The organism is Pseudomonas sp. FW300-N1A1, assembly GCF_058789115.1.
The window spans coordinates 1-12,864 of sequence record NZ_JBYTBK010000008.1 but is presented as its reverse complement, the minus strand read 5'-3'; the positions used below and the strand labels follow the sequence as shown (position 1 = coordinate 12,864).

Genomic DNA, 12,864 nt, shown 5'->3' with positions numbered 1-12,864 from the left:
GCCGGATGGTCGTGGGGGGATCACTGTTGGGTAGGCAAAAAAAGACCCGGCAAGAGCCGGGTCAAATAACCGTGATTAGCCTGATGAGGAGATAATCTGAGAGTCCGAACCAAGGGCCTTTCAGAAGATCAGCTGGTCTCGCGACCAGATGCGATAATCATAACGATTCTCATTTCTAAGTCAACCAGTGTTTTTCGATTATTTTTGCCTTTTGCCAAACGCTTGTCTGGATTGACCCTCAGATGCGGATTGCCGGGCCAATACGTTGCTCAATTCTTGTGCCGTGACGATATGGCATCCAGTTGTTTGTTGAGGGCGTCCTTGCGTTCGGCGGGGATGTCATTCCAATGCACGTCCATCAGTGCTCCCTCAATGGCATACAGCAACACCTTCGACGCGCGAAAACCGCGGGTGCGCACCGCCCGGTAAGCGTCCACCGCCCCCAGGCGGCGCAAATCCGAGGCGCTGTGAATGCCTACGGCATGCAGCCATTGGGCTGACGTCTTGCCAAGGTTTTTCAGATGCTGCAGTTCATCATTCATCAAGCCTCCTTGCGACGGCCGAGAGTGCGTGGGGCGAGCTTCAAAAGAGTGTAGCGGTCAGTAGGAAAAGCGTGGTTCTTTGGTCGGTTTGAACGCAAAAGCTTCTAAGGCGATGTGCCAGATGGCTCTGCAGGAGGCTTTAGAAAGCCTGGGTTGAGTCGTAAAACGGTCGCGCAGATCCGGCGCGGGTTGGGGCACCGGACGTAGGCGGACATCCCGCGCGTTAACGGGTGCGGTAGCGCAGGCGAGTGCCGAAATTCATCGACATCAGAATTTCGTCGGCCGAGAGTTCAGGCGGGAAGTAAGTGCCGGAGATTTGCGCGTGGGCCAGGCTCGCGCCTTCCAGGGAGGCATGGCGAAAGTCGATGCCGCGCAGGTCGGCGGAACGGAAGTAGGCATCACTGAAGTCGACACCTTCGGCGTTCAGTTCGCGCAGGTCGAGGCCGCGAAAGTCGCCGCCCACCATGTCGATGGGGCCGGTTTTTGGCCTTTCGCGATTAAAGCCTGTGATGTCGTCTTTATGCAGCAGGGCGTACAGCGGGGTGTCGAGAAGTCTTGGCTGGCTCATGGGGCGTCACCTGTTGGTTTTATGACGCCAGTATAGTGCCACTATCTTGCAAGCGCGAAGCCGGTCAGGGCTTCGCGCTTGAAATAGTGCTTACAGGCCCGGCAGGCGCTGGCGGACTTGCGCCACTACCGTGTCGAGGGTGCCGCTTTCATTGGTCTGTACCCGTTTGCTGCAGAGGATTTCTGCGGGTGTCAGGGCCTCACGATTGGCTTGCTGCGCGGCGATGACCGCCAGGTTGGCGTCGGACGGATCGTTCTTGTCTGCCTGACGTTGGGCCAGCCAGCTCTCGATCACCGCTTGAGGGGCGTTGCAATCGAGGATCAGGAACGGGGCGCCGGTGGCCTCGGCAATCTTCGCCGCGCCGTCGCGTTGTTCACGCTTGAGGTACGTTGCGTCGAGCACGACCGGGAAGCCGGCACGCAGGATCACACCGGCAATCTCGTGCAGGCGGGCGTAGGTCGCCGCACTGGCATCGCTGCTGTAGATACCGGCTTGCGGATCGTTAGGCACATGCTGTTCGCCGAACAGGCGCTTGCGCTCGACATCGGAACGCAGGCGGATAGCGCCCAGGGCTTCGACCAGGCGCATGGCGACGCGGCTTTTGCCGACGGCGGAAACACCATGGGTGATGGCCAGGAAGCGTGACGGGATGGTGCTGTAGCTTTCCGCCAGGTTGGCGTAGTTGCGGTATTGGCGCAGGGTAGTGGCGCGCTGCACCGGAGTGGCGTCGGCGGGCATGCTAAACAGGCTGACCTTGGCGCGAACCAGTGCACGGTAGGCCTTGTAGAAGTTCAGCAGTTCAAGACCCTGGTAGTCGCCGGTCAGTTCCAGGTACTGGCTCATGAAGCGGCGGGCCAGGCTTTTCAGGCCGCGGTCTTCCAGGTCCATCGCGAGAAACCCGGTGTCGGCGTAAACATCGGTGAAGCGGAAGGGTTCGTTGAATTCGATGCAATCGAAAATCACCACGTTGCCATCGATCACGGTGGCATTGCCCAGATGGATGTCACCGTGGCATTCGCGGATGAAACCTTCGGCCTTGCGCTGGGCAAACAGCGGCTTGAGGCGTTCGAAGCTGCTCTCGGCCCAGGCTTGCAAGGCTTCGAGTTGCAGCAAATCGGCCTTGTCGCTGAGGAATGGGCGGATCTGTTCGAAGTTCTGGCGCACGGGGGCCATGACGCTGTCCGGGGTGCCGGCTTCATGGTCGGCCGGAACGCGCGGCGCATTGAGGTGGAAGCGGGCAATCTGGCTGGCCATCTGGTCGATGTGCGCAGTGGTCAGTTCGCCGTTGGCCTGCAGGGTGCTGAGCAGTTGGCTCTGCGGGAATTGGCGCATCTTCAGGGCGTAATCGAGCACCGGGCCGGTGCCGCCCAGTTGTGGTGCCTCGATGCTCCCGGTGATCGGCAGCACTTCCAGGTACAGGTCGCTGGTCAAGCGCTGGTTCAGGCGCAACTCTTCGCCGCAGAAGTGCTCGCGTGCATCCAGTGCGGTGAAGTCGAGAAAGCCGAAATTGACCGGTTTCTTCACTTTATAGGCATAGGGGCCGGTGAGCAGCACCCAGGAGATGTGCGTCTCAATGACCTGGAATCCATCCACAGGATGCGGATAAAGGGCCGGGTTTTGCAGGGCAGCGATCAGGGATTGGCTCACGGGCGATCCTTCAGAGTCTGGGGAAATTCAAGGCCGCCATTATGGCCGCAAGTGGGGCCAACGCAAACCTCGCGGGGCTCATGTTGATCAGGAACAAAGTGCGTATAATCCGCCGCCATGACTCGTACCCGATCCCCCCGTACTGCTAAAAAACGTCCCTCCAATGGCCCGCGCCCTTGGCTGGCCTGGGCTTTGAAGCTCAGCCTGGTCGGTCTCGTGGTGCTTGCAGGGTTCGCCGTTTATCTCGATGCCGTGGTTCAGGAGAAGTTCTCCGGCAAGCGCTGGACCATTCCGGCCAAGGTTTACGCGCGCCCGCTCGAGCTGTTCGTCGGACAGAAGCTCAGCAAGGAAGATTTCCTCATTGAGCTCGATGCCCTTGGCTATCGTCGCGAAAGCGTGGCCAATGGTCCCGGTGCAGCAGCGGTCAGCGGCAACACTGTCGATTTGAATACCCGTGGCTTCCAGTTCTATGAAGGCCTGGAGCAGGCCCAGCCGGTGCGCGTGCGCTTCTCGGGTGACTATGTCGCCGAGCTGTCGGCGACCAACGGCGCCAAACTGTCGGTGGTGCGTCTCGAGCCACTGTTGATCGGTGGTCTTTATCCGAAAAATCTCGAAGACCGCATCCTGATCAAGATCGATCAGGTGCCACCGTACCTGCTCGAGACCCTGGTGGCGGTAGAGGATCGCGACTTCTATAGCCACTTCGGAGTGTCGCCCAAGTCGATCATGCGGGCGGTCTGGGTCAACACCTCGGCCGGGCAGATGCGTCAGGGTGGCAGTACCTTGACCCAGCAGTTGGTCAAGAACTTCTACCTGACCAACGAGCGCAGCCTGAGCCGCAAGCTGACCGAAGCCATGATGGCGCTGCTGCTCGAGTTGCACTACGACAAGCCCGAAATTCTTGAGGCTTACCTCAATGAAGTGTTCGTCGGTCAGGATGGCCAGCGTGCGGTGCACGGTTTCGGTCTGGCCAGCCAGTTCTTCTTCAGCCAGCCGCTGGCCGAGCTGAAGCTGCATCAGGTGGCGTTGCTGGTGGGCATGGTCAAGGGGCCGTCCTACTACAATCCGCGTCGTTATCCGGAGCGCGCGCTTGAGCGCCGTAACCTGGTGCTCGATCTGCTGGAACAGCAGGGCGTGGCCACGGCCGAGCAGGTCGCGGCGGCGAAGAAAATGCCGCTGGGCGTGACCAAGCGCGGCAGCCTGGCGGACAGCTCGTTCCCCGGTTTCCTCGATCTGGTCAAGCGCCAGTTGCGCGAAGACTATCGCGACGAAGACTTGACCGAAGAAGGGCTGCGGATTTTCACCAGTTTCGATCCGATCCTGCAGATGAAAGCCGAAGCCTCGGTCAGCGATACCTTCAAGCGCCTTGCCGGTCGCAAGGGCTCGGATGAAGTCGAGGCCGCGATGGTGGTGACCAACCCGGAAACCGGTGAAGTCCAGGCCATGATCGGCAGCCGCCAGGCCGGATTCGCCGGTTTCAACCGGGCGCTGGACGCGGTGCGGCCGATTGGCTCGCTGATCAAGCCGGCGGTCTACCTGACCGCGCTGGAGAAGCCGAGTCAGTACACCTTGACCAGTTGGCTGTCCGACGAGGCCTTTTCGGTGAAGGGCGCCGATGGTCAGGTCTGGAAACCGCAGAACTATGATCGTCGCTCCCACGGTACGGTATTCCTGTACCAGGGCCTGGCGCATTCCTACAACCTGTCGACAGCGCGCCTGGGGCTTGAAGTTGGCGTGCCGAACGTCCTGAAGACCCTCGGACGCCTGGGTGTGACCCGTGAGTTCCCGGCGTTCCCGTCGATGCTGCTGGGGGCCGGCGGCCTGAGTCCGATCGAAGTGGCCACCATGTATCAGACGCTGGCCAACGGCGGTTTCAATACCCCGATGCGCGGGATTCGCAGCGTGCTGACCGCCGAAGGCGAACCGCTCAAGCGTTATCCGTTCCAGATTCAGCAGCGCTTCGATCCGGCGTCCATCTACCTGATCCAGAGCGCCATGCAGCGAGTGATGCGCGAAGGTACCGGTAGCTCGGTCTACAACGTGCTGCCCAAGACATTGACCCTGGCGGGCAAGACCGGTACCAGTAACGACTCGCGAGACAGTTGGTTCGCAGGTTTCAGCCAGGATCTGCTGGCGGTGGTCTGGCTGGGCCGTGATGACAACGGCAAGACGCCGTTCACCGGTGCCACTGGTGCGCTGCAGGTCTGGACCAGTTTCATGCGCAAGGCCGACCCGCTACCGCTGGATATGCCACAGCCAGACAACATCGTTCAGGCCTGGGTCGACTCGCGTACCGGGCAGGGCTCGGACTCCAGCTGCCCTGGCGCCGTCCAGATGCCGTATATTCGTGGCAGTGAACCACCTCCCGGCGCCACCTGTGGTGGCGTAGACCCCGCGGTTGATTCGGTGATGGATTGGGTCAAGGGATGGATGAATTAAGCAAAGAGGGATTCAAGTGAACAAGTGGTTTATTCCAGCGGTGACGGTGACCGCTCTGGCTTTGCTCAGCGGTTGCTCCTCGGTGCAGCGTGGCTCGATTCCGGTGGTCGATTCGGGGACTACCGTTTCCAACAGCGAGCGTATCTCGGCCAATGGCGGCTTCCGTAAAAGCACCGTGACGCGTCCGGCGCAAGCGCAGACCCAGGCCATTCCCCAGGGCGATACCGGCGTGGTGGTGATGGTGCCGGGTGGCGGCGCAACGACATCGACGCCGATCAGTACTCAGCCGATCACGCCTGGCCCGGCCAGTTCGGGTCCGATTACCCCGGGCCCGGTCGACAGTGGGCCGATCAACCAGGGCAGCTACAGCATGCCGTCCTCGCCAAGCGGGATTCCTTCGGCGAACAGCGGCGTCGGAGGCTTGTCTGCCGATGAACAGCTGGACGGCCCGGTGCTGGCCTTGTTGACCACTGCCCAGCAGCAACAGGCCAGCGGTGACCTCAATGGTGCCTCTTCCAGCCTTGAGCGTGCCCAGCGGGTTGCCCCGCGCGAGCCGCAGGTGCTCTATCGCCTGGCGCAGGTGCGTATGGCCCAGGGCGATGCCGCGCAAGCCGAGCAGTTCGCCCGTCGTGGCCTGACCCTTGCCAATGGTCGTCCTGACCTGCAAGCCAGCCTGTGGGCGCTGATCGCTGAGGCTCGCGAGAAGCAGGGTGATGCCGCCGGTGCTGCTCAGGCTCGCCAGAAAGCCAAGGTTGCGCTCTGATGGATGTCCGTTTTTCGAAAATCGCCGACCAATTGTTGCTGATCGAGCGTGAGCTGCGGCTTCAAGGTTGGTGGGACGATGTCCCGCCTAGCGCCGCCGCGCTATCCAGCGTCGAGCCTTTCTCGGTCGATACCCTGGAATTTGAGCAGTGGCTGCAATGGATCTTCCTGCCACGCATGAAGGCGATCCTGGAGCAGGATCTGCCATTGCCCAATGCCTCGGGTATTCAGGAGATGGCCGAGATGGTCTTCGGCGCTCGCAGTCTCCAGGGCAAGGACCGGCAGTTGCAGGTCCTGCTCAAGGAATTCGACCAGCTCATCAGCGCCTCTCGCTGACGCGAACACTGCCAGCGCCCGCTGGCAGTTCCTTCATATTCCTCAAGAAAATCCACTCTGCGAGGGTGCGCCTGTGCGTTCGCATGCCATTTCCTTGCCAAAAATGCGCAATTGAAGTTATCCGACCCGGGGTTTAGAGGTTTTTTCTTGCGTTCTCATGCGCTTAGTTCGAATTAAGCACATTGACGGCTTGACTTGCAGAGGGCGAAACAGAAGAATCCAAAGTCCGCTGTAGAGGGACTGCCAGAAGCAGACCCACTCGGCAGATCATGAGGCGCACACCCGCGCCGACCTGTTACACCCGCAACGCGTTACCTCGCGCTGGGTGGGAAAGCCCCGCAACACTTGGGACGATCCCAATACTTGCTCAGTCAGTGCTGACGTAGTCGGCGACCACCGTCGCTCATGCTCTGCTGGGAAGTAAACCTATTAAGACCCGTCCCCTTATGTGGGCGGTATTCTGGCGTTTTAGAGGTGAACAACGTGGAGCTTTTATCTGGCGGTGAGATGCTCGTCCGCTTTTTGCGTGACGAAGGCGTCAAATATATCTACGGGTACCCGGGTGGTGCTCTCCTTCATGTATACGATGCCCTGTTCAAAGAACCGGAAGTGACTCACATCCTGGTTCGTCACGAACAGGCTGCGACCCATATGGCTGACGGCTATGCCCGTGCCACCGGTAAAGCCGGTGTGGTACTGGTTACCTCCGGCCCGGGCGCAACCAACGCCATCACCGGTATTGCCACGGCCTACATGGACTCCATTCCGATGGTGATCATTTCCGGCCAGGTGCCTAGCACCATGGTAGGCACCGATGCGTTCCAGGAAACCGACATGATCGGTATCTCCCGGCCGATCGTGAAGCACAGCTTCATGATCAAGCACGCGTCGGAAATCCCGGAAGTCATGAAGAAAGCGTTCTACCTGGCGCAATCCGGTCGTCCTGGTCCTGTCGTTGTCGATATCCCGAAAGACATGACCAACCCGGCCGAGAAGTTCGAATACGTCTTCCCGAAAAAAGCCAAGCTGCGCTCCTACAGCCCGGCTGTTCGCGGTCACTCCGGGCAAATCCGCAAGGCGGCAGAAATGCTCCTAGCGGCCAAGCGCCCTGTGTTGTACGCAGGTGGCGGCGTGATTCTCGGTGGCGGCTCCGCGCCGTTGACCGAGCTTGCGCAAATGCTCAATCTGCCCGTGACCAACACCCTGATGGGCCTGGGTGCCTATCCTGGCACCGACCGTCAGTTCATCGGCATGCTTGGCATGCACGGTAGCTACACCGCCAACCTGGCCATGCACCACGCCGACGTGATCCTGGCGGTCGGTGCGCGTTTCGATGACCGCGTGATCAACGGCCCGGCCAAGTTCTGCCCGAATGCCAAGATCATTCACATCGACATCGACCCGGCTTCGATTTCCAAGACCATCAAGGCCGACGTGCCGATCGTGGGTCCGGTTGAAAGTGTCCTGACTGAAATGGTCGCGATCCTCAAGGAAATCGGCGAGACCCCGAACAAGGAGTCCGTTGCCAGCTGGTGGAAACAAGTCGATGAATGGCGCGGCGACCGCGGCCTGTTCCCTTATGACAAGGGCGACGGCAGCAAGATCAAGCCGCAGACCGTGATCGAAACCCTGTGCGAAGTGACCAAGGGCGATGCCTTTGTGACCTCCGACGTGGGCCAGCACCAGATGTTCGCCGCGCAGTACTACAAGTTCAACAAGCCTAACCGCTGGATCAACTCCGGTGGCCTGGGCACCATGGGCTTCGGTTTCCCGGCGGCCATGGGCATCCAGTTGAGCTTCCCGGATGCAGACGTTGCCTGCGTAACGGGCGAAGGCAGTATCCAGATGAACATTCAGGAACTGTCGACCTGCCTGCAGTATGGTTTGCCGGTGAAGATCGTCATCCTGAACAACGGTGTTCTGGGCATGGTTCGCCAGTGGCAGGACATGAGTTACGGCAGCCGTCATTCGCACTCGTACATGGAGTCGCTGCCTGACTTCGTCAAGCTGGCCGAGGCTTATGGGCATGTTGGAGTGCGCATCACCGATTCGAAGGATTTGAAGTCGAAGATGGAGGAAGCGTTCGCCATGAAGGATCGCCTGGTGGTACTCGACATTTCGGTCGATACCAGCGAGCACGTCTACCCGATGCAGATCAAAGACGGCTCCATGCGCGATATGTGGCTGAGCAAGACGGAGCGTACTTAATCATGCGGCACATTATTTCCTTGCTTCTGGAAAACGAACCCGGCGCTTTGTCTCGCGTAGTCGGCCTGTTCTCGCAGCGCAACTACAACATCGAAAGCCTGACCGTGGCACCCACCGAAGACCCGACCTTGTCGCGCCTGACGCTGACCACTGTGGGCCATGATGAAATCATCGAGCAGATCACCAAGAACCTGAACAAGCTGATCGAAGTGGTCAAGCTGGTCGACCTGTCGGAAAGCGCGCACATCGAGCGCGAGCTGATGCTGGTCAAGGTCAAGGCCACCGGTGCCCAGCGCGCCGAGATCAAACGCACTACGGATATTTATCGTGGGCAGATCGTCGATGTCAGCGCCAGCGTGTATACCGTTCAACTGACCGGTACCAGCGACAAGCTCGACAGCTTCATCCAGTCCATTGGCACCGCCTCGATCCTGGAAACCGTCCGTAGCGGCGTAACCGGTATTGCCCGCGGCGACAAAGTACTTAGCATCTAAACCAAATTAGCGAATGGCCTGAACGGCCTGGATATATAGGGGAATTTCATGAAAGTTTATTACGAAAAAGACTGCGACCTGTCCATCATCCAGGGCAAGAAAGTTGCCATCATCGGTTACGGCTCCCAAGGTCACGCTCAAGCGTGCAACCTGAAAGATTCCGGCGTTGACGTTACCGTTGGCCTGCGTAAAGGTTCGGCTACCGTTGCCAAGGCTGAAGCTCACGGCCTGAAAGTGACTGACGTGGCTTCCGCTGTTGCAGCTGCCGACCTGGTCATGATCCTGACCCCGGACGAGTTCCAGTCTGCCCTGTACAAGAACGAAATCGAGCCGAACATCAAGAAAGGCGCCACCCTGGCCTTCTCCCACGGCTTCGCGATCCACTACAACCAGGTTGTTCCGCGCGCTGACCTCGACGTGATCATGATCGCGCCGAAGGCCCCGGGCCACACCGTGCGTTCCGAGTTCGTCAAAGGCGGCGGTATTCCTGACCTGATCGCGATCTACCAGGATGCTTCGGGCAACGCCAAGAACGTTGCACTGTCCTACGCTGCTGGCGTTGGCGGTGGTCGTACCGGCATCATCGAAACCACCTTCAAGGACGAGACCGAAACCGACCTGTTCGGCGAACAAGCCGTTCTGTGCGGCGGTACCGTTGAGCTGGTCAAAGCCGGTTTTGAAACCCTGGTTGAAGCTGGCTACGCGCCAGAAATGGCCTACTTCGAATGCTTGCACGAACTGAAGCTGATCGTTGACCTCATGTACGAAGGCGGTATCGCCAACATGAACTACTCGATCTCCAACAACGCCGAGTACGGCGAGTACGTGACCGGCCCTGAAGTGATCAACGCCGAATCCCGTCAGGCCATGCGCAACGCCCTGAAACGCATTCAGGACGGCGAGTACGCCAAGATGTTCATCAGCGAAGGTGCTACCGGCTATCCTTCGATGACCGCCAAGCGTCGTAACAACGCTGCACATGGCATCGAGATCATCGGCGAGCAACTGCGTTCGATGATGCCGTGGATCGGCGCCAACAAAATCGTCGACAAAGCTAAAAACTGAGTCGCGAATGAGTACGAAAAACGCGGCTTAGGCCGCGTTTTTTCGTTTGGATGGCTGGTTCTGGTATAAAGCTGCATCGTTTGCGCTACGAACCGTTGCCGCAGACACCTGTCGAAACTATCCACACCGTTGCAAGGTAATGTCCATGAGCGAACGTCCCGAAGAGCCAAACAAGGCCTCTGACGCCGATAGCCTGCTACCGATCGATGAGCATGTCGAAGAAGGGCATGATGCTGAAGGCCGTAAAGTCCGGCATCGTGGCATCTATCTGCTGCCCAATCTGTTCACCACTGCGAACCTGTTCGCGGGTTTCTATTCCATCATCAACTCCATGAGCGCCCAGAGTGCCTTGAGTGCCGGTGATGCTGCCGGCGCAAGCAAGTACTTTGCTTTCGCGGCAATCGCCATCTTCGTCGCCATGGTGCTGGACGGCCTCGATGGCCGGGTTGCACGCATGACCAATACGCAAAGCGCGTTTGGTGCCGAGTACGACTCACTGTCGGACATGGTGGCCTTTGGTGTCGCGCCGGCCCTGCTGGCATTCGGCTGGGCGCTGGGCGACATGGGCAAGGTCGGCTGGATGGTTGCCTTCATCTATGTCGCGGGTGCGGCGTTGCGTCTGGCGCGCTTCAATACCCAGGTCGGTACGGCGGACAAGCGTTACTTCATTGGCCTGGCCAGCCCGGCGGCTGCCGGTGTGGTTGCCGGGATCGTCTGGGCCTTCAGTGACTACGGCATCCAGGGCTCCAAGATGTCGTTCCTGGTGGCGCTGATGGTGGCGGCGGCTGGCATGCTGATGGTCAGCAACATCAAGTACAACAGCTTCAAGGAGCTGGACTTGAAAGGGCGCGTACCTTTCGTGGCGATTCTGGCGGTGGTGCTGGTGTTTGCAGTGGTCTTCAGTGATCCGCCACGCATTTTGCTGCTGGTATTCCTCGTTTACGCCGCGTCCGGTCCGGTGCAGTACCTGTTGCACCTTCGTCGTCACAAAAACGTCGAGTGATGTAATTTCCCCCATACTCCGCAGTCTATTGGTGCATCTGTCCTCCAATGCTGCGGAGTTGCCATGTTATTCAAGTTCCCCAAGCCGTCCGACTGCCATGAGTCGGACGTCACGCCCGAATCCCTCTACCTCTCTCGTCGTAACGTTCTCGGTGCCGCTGTTGCCGGTTTGGCCGTGAGCAGTCTGCCGCGTTGGGCCAGTGCCGGTGATGTCGCGCGTTATGCGAATGTTGAGCCTGGCAAGGCGCCTCTCTGGTTTGCCGAGAAGCTTCCTTCTACCCAATGGGGCGCGGTCAACGTCAAGGACGAGGCGATCACACCATTCAAGGATGCAACCCACTACAACAACTTCTATGAGTTCGGCACCGACAAAGGTGACCCGGCCGCCAACGCTGGCGCTCTGAAAACCGAGCCATGGAGTGTGGTGGTGGACGGGGAAGTGGGTAAGCCCGGTCGATATGCGCTGGAAGACTTCATGAAACCGTATCAGTTGGAGGAGCGCATCTATCGTCTGCGCTGCGTAGAAGCCTGGTCGATGGTGATTCCCTGGATTGGTTTTCCCATCTCGGCATTGCTCAATCAGGTCGAGCCGACCTCCAAGGCCAAATACATCCGCTTTGAAACCTTGCAGGATCCCAAGAGTATGCCGGGGCAGCGCTCTGGGTTCGCCCTGATCGACTGGCCTTATGTCGAAGGGCTGCGCCTGGATGAAGCGATGAATCCATTGGCGATTCTGGCGGTCGGGATGTATGGGCGTGAACTGCCTAATCAGAATGGCGCGCCATTGCGTTTGGTGGTGCCGTGGAAGTATGGGTTCAAGAGCGTCAAATCCATCGTGCGTATCAGTCTGGTCAGCGAGCAGCCGAAAACCACTTGGCAGAGTATTGCGGCCGATGAATATGGTTTTTACGCAAACGTGAATCCGACAGTTGATCATCCGCGCTGGACCCAGGCCCGGGAGAGACGTTTGCCGAGCGGGCTGTTCAAGCCCAACGTGCGTGACACGCAGATGTTCAACGGCTACTCGGATGAGGTCGCTTCTTTATATGCAGGGCTCGATCTGAGGAAGAACTACTGATGCGATATCCGTTCTGGCGTATGGGTGTCTTCATAGCGGCTGCAGTGTGGCCGCTGCTCTGGTTGTACCAAGCCTGGGGGGATGTGTTGGGGCCTGATCCTGGCAAGGTGCTGGTTGATCGGTTGGGTCTGGGCACGCTTGTACTGTTGCTGATTACGTTAAGCATGACGCCTTTGCAGAAAATCACCGGTTGGGCGGGGTGGATTGCTGTCCGGCGGCAGTTAGGGTTGTGGTGTTTCGCTTATGTGGTTCTGCATCTGAGCGGTTATACGGCGTTTATCCTTGGCTTTGATTGGTCGCAGTTGGGTGTTGAGCTGCAAAAGCGCCCGTACATTATTGTCGGCACGTTGGGGTTTCTCTGTCTGTTGGCGTTGGCGGTGACATCCAATCGCTATAGCCAGCGACGTTTGGGGGTTCGCTGGAAGAAACTGCATCGGCTGGTCTATGTGATTCTCGGGCTTGGATTGCTGCATATGCTGTGGATCGTTCGCGCTGATCTGAAGGAGTGGGCTGTTTATGCATCTATAGGTGGTTTGCTGTTAATGCTTCGCTTGCCACCTGTAGTCCGTCGAATCCCTCGTCTTAAAGCTCGAAAAACACCTTCTGCAACAAAAGCGTAATTAACCCTTGACGGCAGATTCTGGAAGTCTATAATTCGCCCCACTTCCGGCGCAGTCGAAACGGAAAACTCCTTGGTAAACAAAGAGTTACGCAGTTTTCGGC

At 58.9% G+C, this 12,864-nt stretch carries 12 protein-coding genes; 9 read left to right on the top strand and 3 right to left on the bottom strand.

Annotation, left to right across the window (positions count from 1 at the left end; translation table 11 throughout):
* Window positions 1–269: 269 nt before the first annotated feature.
* The 3 genes from AC3WQN_RS08085 to AC3WQN_RS08075 all read right to left on the bottom strand — a co-directional run bounded on the left by AC3WQN_RS08085 (window position 270) and on the right by AC3WQN_RS08075 (window position 2,757).
* Window positions 270–542, bottom strand: coding sequence for a TfoX/Sxy family protein (locus AC3WQN_RS08085; RefSeq protein ID WP_064392505.1), 273 nt, complete (start codon window positions 540–542; stop codon window positions 270–272).
* A 223-nt stretch (window positions 543–765) separates the two neighbouring features.
* Entirely contained in the window at window positions 766–1,110 is a 345-nt protein-coding gene (locus AC3WQN_RS08080; RefSeq protein WP_095080862.1) for a pentapeptide repeat-containing protein, read from the bottom strand.
* Window positions 1,111–1,200: 90 nt separating this feature from the next.
* The gene (locus AC3WQN_RS08075) at window positions 1,201–2,757 is read right to left on the bottom strand and encodes a bifunctional aminoglycoside phosphotransferase/ATP-binding protein (protein WP_103400998.1); all 1,557 of its coding nucleotides are present in this window, start codon (window positions 2,755–2,757) and stop codon (window positions 1,201–1,203) included.
* Window positions 2,758–2,874: 117 nt separating this feature from the next.
* On the opposite strand from AC3WQN_RS08075, the gene mrcB reads away from it, so the two are divergent.
* The 9 genes from mrcB (at window position 2,875) to msrQ (ending at window position 12,761) form a co-directional block, all read left to right on the top strand.
* A complete protein-coding gene (gene mrcB, locus AC3WQN_RS08070) occupies window positions 2,875–5,196 on the top strand; it encodes a penicillin-binding protein 1B (protein ID WP_103400997.1) in 2,322 nt (773 codons plus the stop codon).
* A 16-nt stretch (window positions 5,197–5,212) separates the two neighbouring features.
* Window positions 5,213–5,959 carry a tetratricopeptide repeat protein gene (locus tag AC3WQN_RS08065; RefSeq protein ID WP_103400996.1) on the top strand — a complete coding sequence of 249 codons (747 nt, stop codon included), beginning with the start codon at window positions 5,213–5,215 and terminating at the stop codon, window positions 5,957–5,959.
* Entirely contained in the window at window positions 5,959–6,294 is a 336-nt protein-coding gene (locus tag AC3WQN_RS08060; RefSeq protein WP_095145527.1) for a YqcC family protein, read from the top strand. Before AC3WQN_RS08065 ends, AC3WQN_RS08060 begins: the two co-directional genes overlap by 1 nt.
* A 483-nt stretch (window positions 6,295–6,777) precedes the next feature.
* Entirely contained in the window at window positions 6,778–8,502 is a 1,725-nt protein-coding gene (locus AC3WQN_RS08055; protein ID WP_103401024.1) for an acetolactate synthase 3 large subunit, read from the top strand.
* Between the two features lie 2 nt (window positions 8,503–8,504).
* Entirely contained in the window at window positions 8,505–8,996 is a 492-nt protein-coding gene (gene ilvN, locus AC3WQN_RS08050; RefSeq protein WP_003205610.1) for an acetolactate synthase small subunit, read from the top strand.
* Between the two features lie 48 nt (window positions 8,997–9,044).
* On the top strand, window positions 9,045–10,061 hold the full coding sequence (gene ilvC, locus AC3WQN_RS08045; protein ID WP_007948647.1) for a ketol-acid reductoisomerase: 1,017 nt from the start codon (window positions 9,045–9,047) through the stop codon (window positions 10,059–10,061).
* 145 nt (window positions 10,062–10,206) lie between these two features.
* A complete protein-coding gene (pssA, locus tag AC3WQN_RS08040) occupies window positions 10,207–11,064 on the top strand; it encodes a CDP-diacylglycerol--serine O-phosphatidyltransferase (protein ID WP_095080871.1) in 858 nt (285 codons plus the stop codon).
* Between the two features lie 63 nt (window positions 11,065–11,127).
* Window positions 11,128–12,141: a protein-methionine-sulfoxide reductase catalytic subunit MsrP gene (gene msrP, locus AC3WQN_RS08035; protein WP_103400995.1), complete on the top strand. Its 1,014-nt coding sequence runs from the start codon at window positions 11,128–11,130 to the stop codon at window positions 12,139–12,141.
* A complete protein-coding gene (gene msrQ / locus AC3WQN_RS08030) occupies window positions 12,141–12,761 on the top strand; it encodes a protein-methionine-sulfoxide reductase heme-binding subunit MsrQ (protein WP_103400994.1) in 621 nt (206 codons plus the stop codon). The genes msrP and msrQ overlap by 1 nt, the downstream gene beginning before the upstream one ends.
* Window positions 12,762–12,864 lie beyond the last annotated feature (103 nt).